Here is a 17,465-nt window from a genome sequence, read left to right as displayed (position 1 = left end):
GTGCCGATGACATGGCATGCGATAAGCAAGGCAACGAGGAGCAAGAGGTGACGCAAGACCAGTTTGGCAAGCCGGACCGGATGATTCCGGTGCGCAGCGTGTTCGGCATCGATTCCGGCCTGATGGTGCCGGCCTTCAGCGAGCGCGACGAGCACGTGCCGGAGATCGATCCGGCCTACCGCTTCCAGCCCGAGGTGACGCTGGCGATCCTGTCGGGCTTCATGCGCGACCGGCGCGTGATGGTGCAGGGCCTGCACGGCAGCGGCAAGTCCACCCATATCGAGCAGGTGGCCGCGCGGCTGAACTGGCCCTGCGTGCGCGTCAACCTGGACGGCCACATCAGCCGGCTCGACCTGGTCGGCAAGGATGCCATCGTGGTACGCGACGGGCGCCAGGTCACCGAGTTCCAGGAAGGCATCGTGCCGTGGGCGCTGCAACGGCCGGTGGCGCTGATCTTCGATGAATATGACGCGGGGCGGCCCGACGTGATGTTCGTGATCCAGCGCATCCTGGAACGCGACGGCAAGTTCACGCTGCTGGACCAGAACCGCGTGATCCGGCCGCATCCTTCCTTCCGGCTGTTCGCCACGTCCAATACCGTAGGGCTTGGCAATGTCAACGGCCTCTACCACGGCACCCAGTTGCTGAACCACGCGCAGATCGACCGCTGGAACGTGGTGGCGACGCTGGACTACCTGGCGCACGACGAAGAGGCGGGCATCGTGCTGGCCCGCGTGCCCGAGCTGGACGATGCCGACGGGCGCGCGCTGGTCGATGCCATGGTGGCGCTGGCCGGCCTGACCCGCCGCGGCTTTGCCGCCGGCGACGTGTCGGCGCTGATGTCGCCGCGCACCGTGATCAGCTGGGCCGAGAACTGCCAGATCTTCCGCGATCCCGCGCTCGCGTTCCGGCTGACCTTCCTGAACAAGTGCGACGAGGCCGAGCGCCCCGTGGTGGCGGAGTACTACCAGCGCTGCTTCGGCCACGTGCCGGGAGAGGCCGCCGGCGCAAGCGCCGCGTCTGAGGCGATGCGATGAACGCGGCGGCGCTCGCCCGGCAGCTGCGCCGGCGCCAGCGGCAGGATGAGCTGTCCGGCGCGGCGGTGCGCGCACTGACCGGCGACGCGGCGCTGCATTTCCGCGACGGCCAGCTCTGGCGTGCGCTGCGCCCGGTGCCGCAGCATGCGCCGCACCTGCGCACCGACCTCGACACGGACACCGCCACCTGCCTGCGCGGTGCGGCCGATGGCGCCGCGCTGCGCCAGGCGCATTCCGACGCCGCGCTGCATCGGCGGCTGTGCCCGGCCGATGCGGTCGAGCGCCTGGTGTTCGAGCTGCTCGAACAACTGCGTTGCGAAACCCGCCTGCCGCGCGGCATGGCGGGCGTTGCCGCCAACCTGCGCCATCGCTTCCTGGCATGGTCGCGTGCCTTCCATCGTTCCGGGCTGACCGACGGGCATCTCGGCATCCTGCTCTATACCGTGGCGCAGGTGGCGTGGTCGCGCCTGACCGGCGAGCCGGTGCTGGAAGACACCGAGGACCTGATCGAGGCCACCCGCGCTGCCATCGTGCCAAGGCTGGGCACCGCGCTGGCGGGGTTGCGCGCGAACCGGCACGACCAGGCGGCCTATGCCGCGCATGCATTGGCCCTGGCGCATGCGGTGGCGCAGATGATCCGTGCCGAAGCGCCGCGCGCCGGTGATGACGACGACTCCGCCGCCTCGGCCGCACGCGCGGGCTTTGCGCTGTGGCTCGACTTCGACGAACCGCCCGCCGGGGACTTCGCCTTGGCCGACAGCGGCCACAGCCGCGTGCTTGCCGACGCCACCGATGGCTACCGCATCTACACCACCCGCTACGACCGCGAAGTGCGCGCCGCCACGCTGGTGCGGCGCGCGTTGCTGGACGAGTACCGCACGCGGCTCGACGCACGTATCGCGCATGCGGGCGTGAACGTCGCCCGGCTGGCGCGCCGGTTGCGCGCGGCATTATCGCAGCCGCGCGTGGACGGCTGGTCGTTCGGTGAGGAAAGCGGCCGCATCGACGGCCGCCGCCTGGCGCAGCTGGTCAGCTCGCCCGCCGAGCGGCGGCTGTTCCGACGGGAAGCGCACAAGGCCCATGCCGACTGCGTGGTCGGCTTCCTGGTCGACTGCTCCGGCTCGATGAAGGCGCAGGCCGAGCCGCTGACGCTGCTGCTCGACCTGCTCACGCGCGCGCTGGACCAGGCCGGCGTCGCCACCGAGGTGCTGGGCTTCACCACCAACGCCTGGAACGGCGGACGCGCGCGCAGCGACTGGCTTGCGCGCGGCCGCCCGCCGCACCCGGGCCGGCTCAACGAAACCTGCCACATGGTGTTCAAGGACGCGCAGCGCAGCTGGCGCCGCGCGCGCACCGACCTCACGGCGTTGCTGAAGCCCGACCTGTTCCGCGAAGGCGTGGACGGCGAGGCCGTCGAGTGGGCGTGCGCGCGCCTGCATGCCAGCGGCAAGGCCCGCCGCATCCTGGTGGTGGTGTCCGATGGCAGCCCCATGGATACCGCGACCGGCCAGGCCAACGACGCCTGCTACCTGGACAACCACCTGAAGGCCGTGGTGGCGCGGCATGAGGCACGGCGGGATGTGGAGGTGCTGGGGCTCGGGGTCGGGCTGGACCTGAGCCCCTATTACCGGCATACGCTGGCGCTGGACCTGTCACAGCCGGTGGATATGGCGATGCTGGATGAGGTGGCGGGGCTGGTAGCGGCCAGGCGGCGCTAGCGGCGGCGCCATCGAGGCCCGCCGGTACGCAAGCCTGGCTAGTCGCCGCTGGCGGCGGCTGGCTGCGGCCGCCCGGCCATTGCCTTCGGCTGCCACGATACCGCGACATCGCCAGTCATCATGGTCTGGCACGCCAGCCGGAAGCCGTCCGCCAGCTCGGCTTCCGTCAGCAGCTTCCTTTCCTTTGGCTTGACCGCATCGGTATGCTCGCGGCCGGTCTCGATGCGGCACTTGCAGGTACCGCACAGGCCGCCGCCGCATTTGAACGGGATGCCGCCCTGTTCGCGCAGCGACACGCGCAGCAGGTTGCTGTTGACCGGTGCGCTGACGGTCTTGCCGTGGTTGGTGAGGAAGGTGATCTGGATCATGGCGATTGATGCCTGGCGTGCAGGCGCGAGATTTCAGGGCCGGCCGTCCGCGGCGAGCGGCGCGGGCACCAGGGCAAGGTCCATGCTGCCGAAGCTGGCCAGCTTGCGCAGCGCGTCGCGGGCGGCTTCGAGCGTGGCGTACTGGTCGAGGAAGCGGGTCGATACCAGGTTGACGATGCCGGGCGGGGTTTCCTCACGCACCCGCACTTTGGTATCGGCAGCCAGCTCGGCGATGACGAAGCGCGCGGTGGGCTTGCCGTAGAACATGTAGTCATAGGCCTCGACGGCGGTCATGCCATCGGTGGGTTCGGTACGGAACTGGCCGGGGCGGCTGGTGAGCAGCACGAACATGTCAGGCCCCCGCGCTTGCCCGCGCCAGCGCGGCGGGTGCCGGCAGGTCATCCTGGGCCAGCTCGATGTCATGCTCGATCCATAGCTGGCAAGCCAGCCGGTAGCCCGCATCGAGCCGTTCGCCGAGTTGCTTCTTTTCCTTCCAGTTGGGCGGCGGCAGGTGCTCGCCCCCTGCGAGCACGCGACAGGCGCACTTCGAGCATTTGCCCATGCCGCATTCATAGCGCAGGTTGGGGTAGGGGAACTGCCGGATGCCGGCCCGCACCACCAAGTTGGTTTGGGGACCGACCTCGTCGGTATAGGTCTGGCCGGACTTGTGCAGGATGACTTTTGGCATGGTTCGTATCGAAAAGGTCGGATAAAACGCGGTCTGCCGTCGCGGTGCGGGCCCTGCCTACGACCACAGCAGCATTGCCGCGACGGTGGAGCAAGCCAGCCCGATCAGCACCGGGATCAGCAGCGCGCGCACCGCTTCCAGTACCGGGACGCGGGCAAAGCCGGCCACCGCGATCAGCGACGACCACGCCACCAGCGTGCCGCCGCCGGTCCAGACCGCGCCCATCTGGCCGACCGCGGCCAGCGTGGCGGGATCGAAGCCCACCACCGGACCCAGCGCGCCGGCCAGCGTGCCGGTGAGCGGCAGCCCGGCGAAGCCGGAGCCGTCGATGCCGGTGATCATGCCCACCAGCAGTACGCCGAACGCGACCAGCACATGGTTGTCCGGGATCATGTGCTGGTAGGCCTGGATCAGTTCGAACAGCAGGCTGGGCGCCTTGCCCGGCGGCAGGCCGAGGATCTGCGCCGCGGTCTCGCCGGCACCGACGAAGAAGAAGCCGGCGATCGGCAGCACCGAACCCATGGCCTTGAAGGCAAAGACGAAGCCATCGGTGATGTGCTCCGGACAGACGTCGAGCATGCGGCGCGGGCCCTCCGCGGCGAGCGTCGCCAGCATCATCAGCACCGCCGCGACTCCGCCTACCAGCGCGGCGGCATCGCCGCCCTTGAGGTCCTGCACGCCGGCGCCGAGCTTGGGCAGCACCATTACCGCGACCACGGCAAGGAAGGCCAGCGGCGTGACGATGGCAAAGCACTTGGACCATTTCACCCGGCGGCTCGCAACCATCGACAGGCTTGCCTCGATATTGCTGTCGGTAGCGAGCGGTTCGGCGTGGGCGGTGCCGCGGGCGATCTCGGCCTTGTCGAAGGTAATGCCGCCATCGATGGCCTCGGCGCTGCCGCCGGCGCGCGCCTGCCAGCGGTCGAGCAAGGTGCCGCTGGCCGGCACGATGTGCTTGCGCATCGTCAGGTAGGCCAGGCACAACGCAATGCAGCCGGTAATGAGCGACAGCGACAGCGCGCGGTCAGCCACCACCGCCGCGCTGACCGCCGCGCCGGCGGCCTTGGCGCTGATGCCCGGCGCAACCCCGATCACATAGTCGGACGACAGCGCCATGCCTTGTCCGGCGATGGCAATCGCCATCGCGCCCGCCAGCGGCGGCAGCCCCGCGGCGATCGCGGCCGGCAGCAGGATGGCCGACACCAGCGGCACGGCCGGCGTCGGCCAGAAGAACAGCGAGATCACGTAGGTGATGCCAGCCAGGATAAAAAACGCGGAATGCCCGTTCTTCATCACCACGCGGAAGGGCTCGACCATGCGGATGTCCGAGCGTAGCGTCTTGAGCGCATTGAGCAGCGCGGTCATGAAGGCGATCACCAGGAAAATATTGAACAGCTCGCGGGCAGCCACCAGGCTGGCGGAAAACACGCCTGCCAACGCGGAGACCGGGCTGCCGGTCAGCGCAAGGATGACCAGCGCGGTGCCGGCGATCGAAGGGACGACGACATTGGCACGCAGGATCATCGTCAGCACGATGACTGCTACCCCGGCCAGATAGATCCAGTGCGCGGCACCGATCACGACTTGTTGTGACATGAAGACTCCCTGGGGGCGGAGGGTTGTGGGGCGGCGCCACGGCTACATGGGACCGTGGCGGTATACTATATTCCACGAATGGTCCCAGCCAAGCGATTTTTTATTGGGGCTAACGCGGATGCCGGATGCGTGCAAGATCCTTCTGGGCCGCACTACTATTGGGATTCCCAAGCGGTTCGACGCCGTTTGATGGTGCATTGCCCAGCGTGCAGGTTGCTGTCAACAGTGACGACATGTAGACTGTATACATAATCTATTGATCGGCGCCGGCTTCCCGCGCAAGCTGGCGCTGGCCATCCCGCCTGCCTTGCATGCCCATACCCATACCGATGACTTCCGCCATGCCCGCTGCCTTGCTGATCTTGTTGCCGCCTGGCCTCGCCGTCCCGGACTACCTGTGGATGGGTGCGCTCGTCCTGGCCGGCGCATGCCTGCAAGGCGTCGGCGGGATTGGCTTTGCGATGCTGTGCGCGCCGCTCGGCGCGATCTTCTTCCCGCAGCTCGTGCCGGGGCCGCTGCTGGCGATGGGCTGCTGCTTGTCGTTGATGGGCGCGCTGCGCGAGCGCGAAGCCATCGTCTGGCCTGTTGCGGGCTTTGCGCTGGTGGGCCGCGCACTTGGGGGCGCGGCGGCAGTGCTGACCATCGCCTGGCTCGCGCCAGGACCGCTGGCGGTGCTGTTTTCGCTGTCGATCCTTGCCGCGGTGGCGCTCAGCCTGCTCGGCTGGCGGCTGCTGCCAGAGCCACGCAATGTCGTGATTGCCGGCACGCTGTCCGGCTTCATGGGGACCCTCACCTCGGCCGGCGCACCACCGTTCGCGCTGGTCATGCAGCACATGGCGCCGGGGCCGATGCGCGCGACCATGGGCTGCATCCTTTCGGGCGGCGCCGTGCTGTCGCTCGCCATGCTGGCCCTGGCGGGGCGCTTCGGCATGGCGCAGCTGCTGCTGGCACTGGCGCTCGCGCCGTTCCTGCTGGCCGGCTTCGCGCTGTCGAACCGGCTGCGCGGGCGCGTTTCCGCCAGCACGGTGCGCCGCTTGCTGCTGGGTGTGTGCGCGGCCGGCGCCCTGGGCGTGCTCGGCCGCGCGGCCCTCGCCTGACGCCGGCCCGCCTTGTCGATTTCCCTGCTTTCCAGACCCACCCAACCAGCGGAGTTGCCATGCAGCACATTACAGACGCCATGATCGATGCCCACGTCACCCCGGAAGCGGCCCGCCGGGTCATGGAGTCCGCGTTTACAAGCTTCGGGCGCGGAGATGCCGCCATGCAGGCGCGTATCCGCACCGAGGCGGGCGGCGTCAAGCTGTCCACGCTGGGGGCGGTCATCCCGCAGCAGGGCGTGGCCGGGGCCAAGGTCTACACCACCATCAATGGCCAGTTTTCCTTCGTCATCCTGATCTTCTCGACCGACGACGGCCGCCCGCTGGCATCGTTCGACGCCGGCGCGATCACGCGCCTGCGCACGGCGGCCTGCACCACGCTGGCGGCGCAGCGACTGGCGCGCGCCGGCGCACGCACGCTGGCCTTGTTCGGCGCCGGCACGCAGGGCGCGCAGCACGCGCGCCAACTCAGCGCCACGCTCGGGCTGGAACGCATCCTGGTATCCGATCCGCACGCCGACGCCGCCATGCCGGACCGGTTGTCGGCACAGTGCGGCATCCCCGTGGCGCTGGCCGCGCCCGATGCCGCCGTGGCGGAAGCCGACATCATCGTCACCGCCTCGCGCGCGACCACGCCGCTGTTCGCCGGCGCGGCCATCCGGCCAGGGGCCTTCGTCGCCGCCATCGGCTCCAGCCTGCCGCACACGCGCGAACTGGACGACACCGCGCTGCGCCGCGCCGCCGCGGTGGTGGTGGAGTGGCGGCCGCAATCGACCCGCGAGGCCGGCGATATCGTGCTGGCCGCCCCCGACGCGCTGCCGCCGGAAAAAATCGTCGAACTGGCCGACGTGGTGCTCGGCAAGGTGTCGCCGCGGCAACGGGACGACGACATCGTGATCTACAAGTCGGTCGGCGTCGGCCTGGAAGACGTCGCGCTGGCCGGGTTTGCGTGGTCGCGCATTGCCGCCGGGGCGGGCGCCCGCAGAGACTGATTTCATCGGGTAAACACTGAGGTGATGAACCAACAGTGGCCCTTGTCGTCCCAGGCTGACTGTATATAGTATACAAACATGCCGGCGCGCCTCTTTCACCAAATCCGGCATCCAACCCATCGCCCCACCTCGCCAAACCAGGAGTCCCCGTCATGGCCGAACTGATGAACCGTGAAGATTTCCGTGCCGCCCTCGAACAAGCCATCAAAGGCAAGAGCGCCAACCAGGCGCCGTTCAGCGTGGCGTGGGCCAGCGGCAAGCTGACCCGCGCCCATCTCGCGCGCTGGGCCGAGAACCACTACCACTACGTCGGCCCGTTCGCGGACTACCTGGGCTACATCTATGCGCGCACGCCGGACCGCTACACCGAAGCCAAGGACTTCCTGCTGGCCAACATGTACGAGGAAGAGATCGGCGGCGACCGCCACACCGACCTGCTGATCCGCTTTGCCGAAGCCTGCGGCACCACGCGCGAGCGCGTGCTCGACCCGGACAACATGTCGCCGACCACACGCGGCCTGCAGAGCTGGTGCTATGCGGTGGCGATGCGCGAGGACCCGATCGTGGCCGTGGCCGGCCTGGTGGTGGGACTGGAATCGCAGGTGCCGTCGATCTATCGCAAGCAGACGCCAACGCTGCGCGACAAGTACCAGTTCACCGACGAAGAAGTCGAGTTCTTCGACCTGCATATCGTCTCGGACGAGATCCACGGCGAGCGCGGCTACCAGATCGTGCTCGAGCACGCCAATACGCCGGAACTGCAGCAGCGTTGCCTGAAGATCTGCGAGGTCGGCGCGCAGATGCGGCTGCTGTACACCACCGCGCTCTATCACGACTACGTCGAAAAAGAGCTGCCGCTGCCCGAACTGGACATGGCTGCCTGAGCCGCGCCACGCAACGGAATCGACGATGACTGTGTTCCTCAACCACATCGACGGCGAATGGACGGCCTGCCAGTCAGGCCGGACCTTCGACAACGTCAACCCGGCCGACAGCGCCGACCTCGTGGGCCGCTTCCAGGCGTCGTCCGCGGCGGATGCGCAGGCGGCCGTGGCGGCCGCGGCGGCGGCCTTCGCCGGGTGGAAAAAGACGCCGGTCGGCAAGCGCGCCGCCATGCTCAACCGCGCGGCCGACCACCTCGAAGCGAATGCCGACAGCATCGCCGCCGAACTGACCCGCGAGGAAGGCAAGGCCCTGGCGCTGGCGCGCGATGAAGTGCTGCGCTCCGCCCAGACGCTGCGCTTCTATGCCGTGGAAGGGCAGACCTTCACCGGCGAGGTGTATCCCAACGACGACCCCGACCAGCTGGTCTACAGCCAGCGCGAGCCGCTTGGCGTGGTGACGGTGATTGCGCCGTGGAATTTCCCGCTATCGATCCCGGCGCGCAAGATCGCACCGGCGCTGGTCACCGGCAACACGGTGGTGTTCAAGCCGTCGTCCGAGGCGCCGTTGTCGGGTTACCGGCTGGCCGAGGCGCTGGTGCAGGCCGGGCTGCCCAAGGGCGTGCTCAACTTCATCACCGGCAGCGCCGCCGAGATCGGCGCTGCCATCACCGCAGCGCCGGCAGTGCGGGCGATATCGTTCACCGGCTCGTCGCGCGCGGGCGAGCAGATCCACCGGTCGGTGCCGCTGACCACGCGCACGCAAATGGAACTGGGCGGCAAGAACCCGCTGATCGTGATGGAGGATGCCGACCTCGACCGCGCCGTCGACCTGACCATCAAGGGCGGCTTCTCGTTGTCGGGCCAGGCCTGCACCGGCACCAGCCGCGTGCTGGTGGCCGAACCCGTCAAGGCGGCCTACACCGAACGCCTGCTGGCGAAGGTGGCAACGCTGAAGGTCGGTAGCGGCGTTACGCCGGGCATGGACCTTGGGCCGCTGGCCTCGCACAAGCAGCTGGAAACGGTGCTGCGCTACCTCGACATCGGCAGGTCCGAGGCAACGCTGCTGTGCGGTGGCACACGCCTGACCGGCGGCGACTTCGACAAGGGCTATTACGTCGCGCCGACGGTATTCACCGACGTGACGCCGCAGATGCGGATCGCGCGCGAGGAGATCTTCGGGCCCGTGATTGCGATCCTGGGCTTCACCGACTACGGCGACGCGATCGCCAAGGCCAACGATACCGAGTATGGCCTGGCCGCCGCCATCGTCACCAGCAACCCGCGCTACATCCACCACTTCGCCAACGACATCGAGGCGGGCACGGTCAAGATCAACCGCACCACCACCGGCAACCTGGTCAACGCGCCGTTCGGCGGGCTGAAGCGGTCGAGCACGTCGACCTTCCGCGAATCGGGCCGCACCGGGCTGGAGTTCTATACACAGGTCAAGACGGTTTACCGCGGCGCCTGAGCCCGCACCGTCGCAAGGAGTCATCGCCAATGAAGAATGCCATCAAGCTGGAATTGCGCGAAGCGCGCCACATGGTCGCCGCCGCGATCCGCCGCTCGCAAGACATCGGCGTGCTGGAGTCGATCTGCGTGGTCGACGAAGGCGGCTACCCGCTGGTACTGGAACGCATGGACGGGGCCCGCATCACCGGCCCGCAGATTGCCTGGAACAAGGCCTTCACCGCCGCGGGCCACAAGCGCTCGACGCACCTGTTCACCACGCCGCCGAACGGGCCGGCACTACCGGGCAACGAGGCCTTCGGCATCCAGTGGAGCTTCGAAGGCAAGTTCGCCGCGTTTGTCGGCGGCTTCCCGATCGTGGTCAACGACGAGGTGATCGGCGGCATCGGCCTGTCGGGCGGCAACGGCGAGCAGGACACGCAGGCCGGCCTGGCCGCCTTGCAGGCGCTGGCCGAACTGCTGGCGCCGCAGGACCTGAAGGTGCTGGTACAGGCCGACATCAAGAAGTAAGCACGCTTGCCCGGAGGTTCCATGTCGTACCGCATCCAGATCGCCGAAACCGAGCAGGTGTTCCGGGTCGAGCGTGGCGAGACCCTGCTGCAGGCCGCGCAGCGCGCCGGCATCGCCTTGCGCCACGATTGCCAGCTGGGCGGCTGCGGCACCTGCCGCATCCGCCTGCTCGACGGACAGGTGCGCTACGACGAGGAGCCGTTCGGCCTGGCGCCCGACGAGGCCGCCGCCGGTTTCGCGCTGGCGTGCCAGGCGCAGCCGCTGGCCGACCTTGTCATCAGCACGGCGCGCGACGACGAGGCCTGCGCCGAACCGGCACGCCATCGCGCGCTGGTGCAGGCGGTGCGCCCGCTGTCCGCCGACGTCATGCACGTCGAGCTGGAAGTGCCGGAAGCGGGTGCGCTCGACTACCGCCCCGGCCAGTACCTGAAACTGCTGAGTGCCGACGGGCTCGCGCGCAGCTTCTCGATGGCATCGGTGCCGCGCGACGGGCGCATCGACCTGCACGTGCGGCGCATTCCCGGCGGCACCTTTACCGATGGCATCCTGCCGCGCATGCGGGCCGGCGATGCCATCGAAGTCGAGCTGCCGCTGGGCAACTTCTTCTACCGCGCGCGCGACTACCGGCCGCTATTGATGGTCGCCACAGGCACCGGCCTGGCGCCGATCAAGGCGATCCTGGAATCGCTGATGGAAGACCCCGACTGCCCGCCGGTGTCGTTGTACTGGGGCATGCGGCAGGTGCAGGACCTGTACCTGCACACGGAGATCCCGGCGTGGGGCGAACGGCTCTACGACTTCCGCTACGCGCCGGTGCTGTCGCGTGCTGGCGCCGACTGGCAGGGCCGCCGCGGCTATGTGCATGACGCGGCGCTGGCCGACCTGGGCGACCTGAGCGAATACGCCATCTACCTGTGCGGCTCGCCCAACATGATCCGCGACGCGCGTGCCGCCTTTATCGCGCGCGGGGCCAGTCCCGACCATCTCTACGCCGACAGCTTTACCTTTCAGCACCCTTGTTAAGACATGGCGGTATGCAAAAATGGCTGGTATACAATGACGCCAGCCTTTCCGCTTACGCCTCTGCCGACCCATGTCCCTCACTCCGTCCCCTGCCGCGCCCGCCGAGCCGCTGAGCCTCGGTGCCAGCCACTCGCCGCTGTTCGCCCTTGTTACCGACAAGCTGCGCGAAGGCATCCTGAACGGCAAATACGCCCCGGGCGAGCGGCTGGTCGAAAACAAGCTGTCCGCGGAACTGGGGGTTTCGCGCATCCCGGTGCGCGAGGCGCTGCGGGCGCTGGCCAGCGAAGGGCTGGTGCAGATCGAGCCGCGCCGCGGCGCGACCGTGGCCAGCTTGTCGCCGGTGATCGCCCGCGAGATGGTGGAGGTGCGCGCCACGCTGGAAGGCCTCAACGCCAAGCTCGCCGCGCAGCGGCGCGACCCGGCGCTGGTGGCCGAACTCGAGAGCGTGTTGCGGCAGGGCATGGAGGCCGCGGCGCAGGGCAGCGCGGATGAACTGCTGGCGCTGAATACCCGCTTCCATGAAGTGCTCGGCACCATCGCGGCCAACAGCGTGCTGCAGGAAATGATGCGCTCGCTGCGCGAGCGCACCGCGGTGCTGTTTGGCCCCGCCAATGTGGTGCGCGCACGCCAGAACTGGGACGAGCACGCGCAGATCCTGCAGGCGGTGATCGCCGGCGACGCCGACCTGGCAGCGTTGCTGGCGGCGCGCCACGTCTACAGCGCCGCCAAGGCGGCTGAACTGCCGGTGGAAGGGCAGGGCAGCGCGGCCCAGGCGGCCTGAAACCTGCGCTCCGCCCGCAAGGTTCTTGCTTCCCTGCCCGCGGATAGCGCGAAGCTTCTGTCGCAGCGATGCCCGGCCATGAAGCATGGTTTGCCCCGAAATGACGCACTGCACCAAAAAGTGTATACTGTAGCCATTCCAATTCTTTGGATTTGCCATGCAGTCATCCGAGCAAAGCTATCTTTCGCAACCCCTTGGCCAGCAGCTGCTGCGCCACTTTGCCGCGCGCGACGCCGTGCGCCATGCCTCGCCGCTGGTGCCGCTCCGGTGGCGCGATATCTGTCGTTTCTTCCGCGCGCTGCGCGGCGCCGCGCCCCGCCACGGCCATTGCTGAACGTCATGCATTAACCGGGCGGCGCGCCCGCGCCGCCTGGCTTCACAGTTTTACCCATCCCGCCTGGCACGCGTCCTGCGAGCCATCCCAGTCCCCGTCGTCCGCCTCCGCGATCGCCACCGGCCATCCATATAGACCTTGCGCTGTTCGCGTTACGGAATATAGTATACCAACGCAATCGCGATACACCTGAGCCCGTCATACGCCCCCACAGCGCCCATCCGCGCGGATAACGACAAGGAGCCGATGTGAACCTGCCCGACTGGACCACTGGCGGTGCCCCGCCGCTATGGGAGGTGGCACAACGGCTCGCCGGCGGCTCGCTGCAGTCCGAAGCGCTGGTGGACGCCTGCGAAGCAGCCTGGCGCACCTGGCACGGCGTCATCAATGCGCTGGTGCTGTCGGACTTCGGCGCCGCGCGCGCCGCGGCCCGCGACAGCGACCGGCGCCGCCGCGCCGGGCAGGCGCGCGGCGTGCTCGACGGCGTGCCGTTCTCGGTCAAGGAATCGTTCGATGTGGCCGGATGGCCAACCACCTGCGGCAATCCGGCCCTGCGCGGGCATGTGGCCCAGCGCGATGCCGTGGTCGTGCAGCGGCTGCGCGATGCCGGCGCGATCCTGCTGGGCAAGACCAACGTCCCGCTGGGACTGCGCGACTGGCAGAGCTACAACGCCATCTACGGCACCACCCGCAACCCGCACGATCCGGCGCGCACGCCGGGCGGCTCGTCGGGCGGCAGCGCCGCGGCCGTTTGCGCCGGCCTGTCGTTCTTCGATGTCGGTTCCGACATCGGTTCCTCGCTGCGCAATCCGGCGCATTACTGCGGCGTTTTCTCGCTCAAGCCCAGCCACGGACTGGTGCCGCTGGCGGGCCACGGCACCGGCGCCGCGCGCTTCGGCGAGCAGGACATCAATGTCGCCGGCCCGCTGGCGCGCAGCGCGCGCGACCTCGAGCTGGTATTGCGCGCCATCGCGGGCCCGGCCGGCGACGAGGCGCTGCCCTACCGCCTGCAGTGGCCGGCATGTCCGCAGCGCCGGCTCGCGGACTTCCGCATCGCCGTGCTACCTACCCATGCCCAGGCGGAGGCCGATGCCGAGGTCGCCGCGCAGATCGAGCAGCTGGGCCACTGGCTGGCCGGGCAGGGCGCCCGCGTTGACTGGCATGTCCGGCCGGACTTCGACGCCGGCGAGCTGTGGCATGTCTATGTGACGCTGCTGCGCGCCACCACCTCGGTACACATGGACGACGCGGCCTTCGCCGATGCGCTGGCGCGCGGCGCCGCCACCGATGCCGGCGATCACGACTACGCCACCCTGCAGTACAGCGGCGCGACTCTGAGTCACCGCGACTGGCTGCGCCTGCAGGTGGCGCGCGAACGCTTCGCCGCCGCGTGGCGCCGCTTCTTCAGCGCCTATGACGTGCTGCTGTGCCCGGCTGCCGCCACCACGGCGTTTGCGCTAAACGAGACCGGCGAGCCGTGGCAGCGCACGGTCACCGTCAACGGGCGTGCGCAGCCGATGACCACCCAGCTGTTCTGGGCCGGCCATTCCGGGCTGTGCGGCCTGCCTTCCGCCGTGGCGCCGATCGGGCCGGGCACCAGCGGGTTGCCGGTGGGAGTGCAGATCGTCGCTGGCCGCTACCAGGATCTCACCGCGTTGCGTTTTGCCAGCCTGCTGGAGGAAGCGGGCTATGCCTACCGGCCGCCGCCGCGGCCGGCCGCCTTGCCGGCGGGTTCTCGCGGGTAACGACACCAGACCACACACACACCACTGGGGAGGGGAGCATGTTCGATTGGTTCCGTGATTTGTCGCGCATGGAGCGCAAGGGCTTCTATGGCGCGTTCCTGGGGCATGCCGTCGACGTATTCGACTTCATGATCTATTCCTTTCTCATTGCCACGCTGCTGGGGCAATGGGGCATGAGCAAGTCGACCGCGGGTGCGATCGTCACGTGGACGCTGGTGTCGTCGCTGGTCGGCGCTATCGGGGCCGGCATCCTGGCCGACCGCTACGGCCGTGTGCGCGTGCTGCGCTGGACCATCGTCGTGTTCGCGGGCGCGTGCTTCCTGTGCGGGCTGGCGCAGTCGCCGCAGCAGTTGATGGTATTCCGCATGATCCAGGGCCTCGGCTTCGGCGGCGAGTCGTCGCTGTGCATGGTGCTGGTGACCGAGATGATCCGCAACCCGGCGCACCGGGGCAAATACTCCGGCTTTACCGCGAGCAGCTACTCCTTCGGCTGGGGCGCGGCGGCGATCGTGTATGCGATCACGTTCAGCGTGCTGCCGGCGGAGACGGCATGGCGCGTCTGCTTCTTCCTCGGCATCCTGCCCGCGCTGGTGGTGATCTACCTGCGCCGCAACCTGGAAGAGCCCGAGATCTTCCTGAAGAGCCGCGCGGCCGGCAATCGCGGGCCGGGTCTGGCAGGGCTGGGCCGGCTGTTCCGCGGCCCGCTGCTGGCAAAGACGCTGCTGTGCAGCCTGTTGTCCGGCGGCATGCTGGGGGCCTACTACGCCATTGCGACGTGGCTGCCTACCTTTCTCAAGACCGAGCGCGGCTTGTCGGTGTTCGGCACCAGTTCCTACCTGGCGGTCACGATCATCGGCTCGCTGGCGGGCTACGTGGCGGGCGCCTATGCCACCGACCGCTGGGGCCGGCGGCTGACGTACATCGTATTCGCCGCCGGTGCGTTCGTCGCCGCGCTGGTCTATATGGTGATCCCGGTGTCGAACACGTCCATGCTGTTCCTGGGCTTCCCGCTGGGCGTGCTGATGCAGGGCGTGTTTGCCGGCATCGGCGCGACCATTGCCGAGTCTTATCCCAACGATATCCGCGCCACCGGCTATGGCGTTTCCTACAACGCCGGCCGCGTGATCGGTTCACTGTTTCCGCTGTCGGTCGGCTGGCTCAGTTCCGGGCACACCTCGCTGCCGACCGCGATCGCGATCGTCGCCGGGGTGGGCTATGCGATGGTCGTGATCGCCGCGGCACTGCTGCCCGAAACCACCGGCATGGACCTGGAGCAGGCTGGCGGCAGTGGCGGGCAGGAAGCGGCCGTGCCGCTGGCGCAACCAGCGGGAACGGTGGCCTGAACGTGCCGTCAGGGCGCCGCCGGCGCGGTCAGCGCACCCACGCCGACAGCGCCGGCAGCATCAGGCTGACCCCGATCCCGATCAGCACGCCGAACGCGACCCGCCGCGTGGTGGTGGGCGAGAACGGCGGCGGAAAGCGCCGTCCCAGCAGCGTGGCAAGCACCACCACCGGCACCCCCACCGCGGCCTGCAGCCAGATCGCGGCATCGAGTTGTCCCTGCCAGGCCGAGAACAGCGTGCGCACGGTCGACGTCACGGTAAAGACCAGGATCAGCGCGCAGCGGATTTCCACCGGCTTCATCGGCTGCCGGTAGAACTGGAAGATCAGCGGCGGCCCGGACACGCCGAACATGCCGCTCAGCAGGCCGCCGAAGACGCCGCTCATGAAGAAGCTGCCGTCGCCGGAGCGTTGCGGCAGCGGGTCGGGCCTGAACGCCGCGCTCAGGCCGCCGTACAGGATCACCGCGCCCAGCAGCAACTGCAGCAGCGTGGCAGCGGTGCTGCTCAGGTATTCCAGCACCAGCACGCCGACCAGCACCGACGGCAGGATGCCGATCGCGGCGGCGCCCACCGCGCGCCAGTCGATATGCTGGAACTTGCCGGGCAACGCGCACGCGCTGTTGGCCAGCGTCACCAGGCTGACCACCGCGGCCACGGTGGCCACGGGCGCCAGCCCGAGCCCGCTGGTCGCGCCCATCACGATCATGCCGAGGCCAAAGCCGGTCACCGTCTGGAAATAGGTGCCGGCGCCGAGCAGGGCCTGCAGGCCCAGCAGCGGCAACAACAGTTCTGCCTTCATGCCGCCGCCTGCTCGCCCTTCGGCGCCTGCGCCGCGGTGGCTTGCGCCTGGACCACGGTGACGGCGATGACATGGAACACATCGTCGGCGCTGCAGCCACGCGACAGGTCGTTGGCGGGCTTGTTCAGCCCCTGCAGCATCGGCCCGATCGCCTTGGCGCCGCCGACGCGCTCGGCCAGCTTGTAGCCGATATTGCCGGCCTCCAGGCTGGGGAACACCAGCACGTTGGCGTGGCCGTTGACCTGCGAGTGCGCCACCTTGCGCGCGGCGATCTCGGCGACGATGGCGGCATCGAGCTGCACGTCGCCGTCGATGGCCAGCCCCGGCCGCTGGGCGCGCACGCGCTCGGTGGCGGCGACGACCTTGTCCACGGCGGCGTGATGCGCGCTGCCGCTGGTCGAGAACGACAGCATCGCCACGCGCGGCTCGTCGTTCAGCAAGGCGCGCGCGCTGTCGGCGGCGGCCATGGCGATGTCGGCGAGCGCCTCGGCATCCGGATCGACCACCAGTCCGCAGTCAGAGAAGATCAGCCCGCCCTTGAGTGTGTGGAACGGCTCGCACAGCATCATCAGGAAGAAGCTCGACACCAGCCGGAAGCCCGGCGCCAGCCCGATCAGCTGGATCGCGTTGCGCACCACGTCGGCGGTGGTATGGGCCGCGCCCGCGACCGAACCGTCGGCGTGGCCCAGGCGCACCATCAGGTTGGCAAAGCACAGCGGGTCCAGCACGGCGCGCTTCGCCTCGTCGAGCGTCATCCCTTTCTTCTGGCGCAGCGCAAAGAGCTGCTGCGCGAACGAAGGCGTGAGCGCCGAGGTGGCGGGGTCGACCAGCGTCATGCCGTCCAGCGCAATGCCGTGGATGGCCGCGGCGGCGTTGATCTGGCGCGTGTCGCCCACCAGCACGATGCGTGCGATGCCCTCCTGCGTGGCGCGCTGCGCGGCCAGCAGGATGCGCGGGTCATCGCCCTCGCACAGCACGATGCGGCGAGGCGCGGCGCGGGCGCGCTCGATGATGCGGAGGATGGGTTTCATGGTGGTTGGCTTTGTAGAACTGAAAAAAGGGCCGGAGCCCTTGTCATGC

General features: G+C 68.9%; 18 protein-coding genes. 12 read left to right on the top strand and 6 right to left on the bottom strand.

All coding sequences use genetic code 11. From position 1 onward, the window contains the following. Window positions 1-11: 11 nt before the first annotated feature. Both E5S69_RS04610 and E5S69_RS04605 read left to right on the top strand, forming a co-directional pair. Complete coding sequence (locus E5S69_RS04610; RefSeq protein WP_171513806.1) at window positions 12-1,037, top strand: AAA family ATPase; 1,026 nt, start codon at window positions 12-14, stop codon at window positions 1,035-1,037. Further along, window positions 1,034-2,755: a cobaltochelatase CobT-related protein gene (locus E5S69_RS04605; RefSeq protein WP_171513805.1), complete on the top strand. Its 1,722-nt coding sequence runs from the start codon at window positions 1,034-1,036 to the stop codon at window positions 2,753-2,755. The genes E5S69_RS04610 and E5S69_RS04605 overlap by 4 nt, the downstream gene beginning before the upstream one ends. A gap of 38 nt (window positions 2,756-2,793) precedes the next feature. Here the strand turns inward: E5S69_RS04605 and E5S69_RS04600 are convergent, their stop codons facing one another. Genes E5S69_RS04600 through E5S69_RS04585 form a run of 4 tightly spaced genes read right to left on the bottom strand, consistent with a single transcriptional unit; the run spans window position 2,794 to window position 5,407 of the window. Next, window positions 2,794-3,123, bottom strand: coding sequence for a 2Fe-2S iron-sulfur cluster-binding protein (locus E5S69_RS04600; RefSeq protein ID WP_171513804.1), 330 nt, complete (start codon window positions 3,121-3,123; stop codon window positions 2,794-2,796). 33 nt (window positions 3,124-3,156) lie between these two features. Then, a complete protein-coding gene (locus tag E5S69_RS04595; RefSeq protein WP_171513803.1) occupies window positions 3,157-3,474 on the bottom strand; it encodes a ferredoxin in 318 nt (105 codons plus the stop codon). Between the two features lies 1 nt (window position 3,475). Next, window positions 3,476-3,811 (bottom strand): 2Fe-2S iron-sulfur cluster-binding protein, encoded by a 336-nt coding sequence (locus tag E5S69_RS04590; protein WP_171513802.1) that lies wholly within the window; start codon window positions 3,809-3,811, stop codon window positions 3,476-3,478. 57 nt (window positions 3,812-3,868) lie between these two features. Then, window positions 3,869-5,407, bottom strand: coding sequence for a hypothetical protein (locus tag E5S69_RS04585; protein ID WP_171513801.1), 1,539 nt, complete (start codon window positions 5,405-5,407; stop codon window positions 3,869-3,871). Between the two features lie 341 nt (window positions 5,408-5,748). On the opposite strand from E5S69_RS04585, the gene E5S69_RS04580 reads away from it, so the two are divergent. From E5S69_RS04580 to E5S69_RS04535, 10 genes are all read left to right on the top strand, one after another. Then, window positions 5,749-6,504: a sulfite exporter TauE/SafE family protein gene (locus tag E5S69_RS04580; RefSeq protein ID WP_423766611.1), complete on the top strand. Its 756-nt coding sequence runs from the start codon at window positions 5,749-5,751 to the stop codon at window positions 6,502-6,504. Window positions 6,505-6,563: 59 nt separating this feature from the next. After that, complete coding sequence (locus tag E5S69_RS04575; protein WP_171513800.1) at window positions 6,564-7,496, top strand: ornithine cyclodeaminase family protein; 933 nt, start codon at window positions 6,564-6,566, stop codon at window positions 7,494-7,496. 152 nt (window positions 7,497-7,648) lie between these two features. Beyond that, the gene (locus E5S69_RS04570; RefSeq protein WP_171513799.1) at window positions 7,649-8,380 is read left to right on the top strand and encodes a TenA family transcriptional regulator; all 732 of its coding nucleotides are present in this window, start codon (window positions 7,649-7,651) and stop codon (window positions 8,378-8,380) included. 25 nt (window positions 8,381-8,405) lie between these two features. Beyond that, a complete protein-coding gene (locus E5S69_RS04565; protein ID WP_171513798.1) occupies window positions 8,406-9,851 on the top strand; it encodes an aldehyde dehydrogenase family protein in 1,446 nt (481 codons plus the stop codon). Between the two features lie 29 nt (window positions 9,852-9,880). Next, complete coding sequence (locus E5S69_RS04560; protein ID WP_171513797.1) at window positions 9,881-10,360, top strand: GlcG/HbpS family heme-binding protein; 480 nt, start codon at window positions 9,881-9,883, stop codon at window positions 10,358-10,360. Window positions 10,361-10,381: 21 nt separating this feature from the next. Then, window positions 10,382-11,383, top strand: coding sequence for a 2Fe-2S iron-sulfur cluster-binding protein (locus E5S69_RS04555; RefSeq protein WP_171513796.1), 1,002 nt, complete (start codon window positions 10,382-10,384; stop codon window positions 11,381-11,383). Window positions 11,384-11,453: 70 nt separating this feature from the next. Next, complete coding sequence (locus tag E5S69_RS04550) at window positions 11,454-12,164, top strand: GntR family transcriptional regulator (protein WP_171513795.1); 711 nt, start codon at window positions 11,454-11,456, stop codon at window positions 12,162-12,164. Window positions 12,165-12,321: 157 nt separating this feature from the next. Further along, window positions 12,322-12,498 (top strand): hypothetical protein, encoded by a 177-nt coding sequence (locus tag E5S69_RS04545; protein ID WP_171513794.1) that lies wholly within the window; start codon window positions 12,322-12,324, stop codon window positions 12,496-12,498. Window positions 12,499-12,746: 248 nt separating this feature from the next. Further along, complete coding sequence (locus E5S69_RS04540; RefSeq protein ID WP_171513793.1) at window positions 12,747-14,243, top strand: amidase; 1,497 nt, start codon at window positions 12,747-12,749, stop codon at window positions 14,241-14,243. 38 nt (window positions 14,244-14,281) lie between these two features. Further along, window positions 14,282-15,586 (top strand): MFS transporter, encoded by a 1,305-nt coding sequence (locus E5S69_RS04535; RefSeq protein ID WP_171513792.1) that lies wholly within the window; start codon window positions 14,282-14,284, stop codon window positions 15,584-15,586. Between the two features lie 28 nt (window positions 15,587-15,614). On the opposite strand, the gene E5S69_RS04530 is transcribed toward E5S69_RS04535, so the two are convergent. Both E5S69_RS04530 and pta read right to left on the bottom strand, forming a co-directional pair. Continuing rightward, window positions 15,615-16,385, bottom strand: a complete 771-nt coding sequence (locus E5S69_RS04530; protein ID WP_171513791.1) for a sulfite exporter TauE/SafE family protein — start codon at window positions 16,383-16,385, stop codon at window positions 15,615-15,617. Beyond that, window positions 16,382-17,416 (bottom strand): phosphate acetyltransferase, encoded by a 1,035-nt coding sequence (gene pta, locus E5S69_RS04525; RefSeq protein WP_171513790.1) that lies wholly within the window; start codon window positions 17,414-17,416, stop codon window positions 16,382-16,384. The genes E5S69_RS04530 and pta overlap by 4 nt, the downstream gene beginning before the upstream one ends. Between the last annotated feature and the right edge of the window lie 49 nt (window positions 17,417-17,465).

This window comes from Cupriavidus necator, assembly GCF_013141915.1.
GTDB lineage: Bacteria > Pseudomonadota > Gammaproteobacteria > Burkholderiales > Burkholderiaceae > Cupriavidus > Cupriavidus necator_B.
The sequence above is the reverse complement of the archived record's forward strand: the minus strand, read 5'-3'. Positions and strand labels throughout refer to the sequence as shown.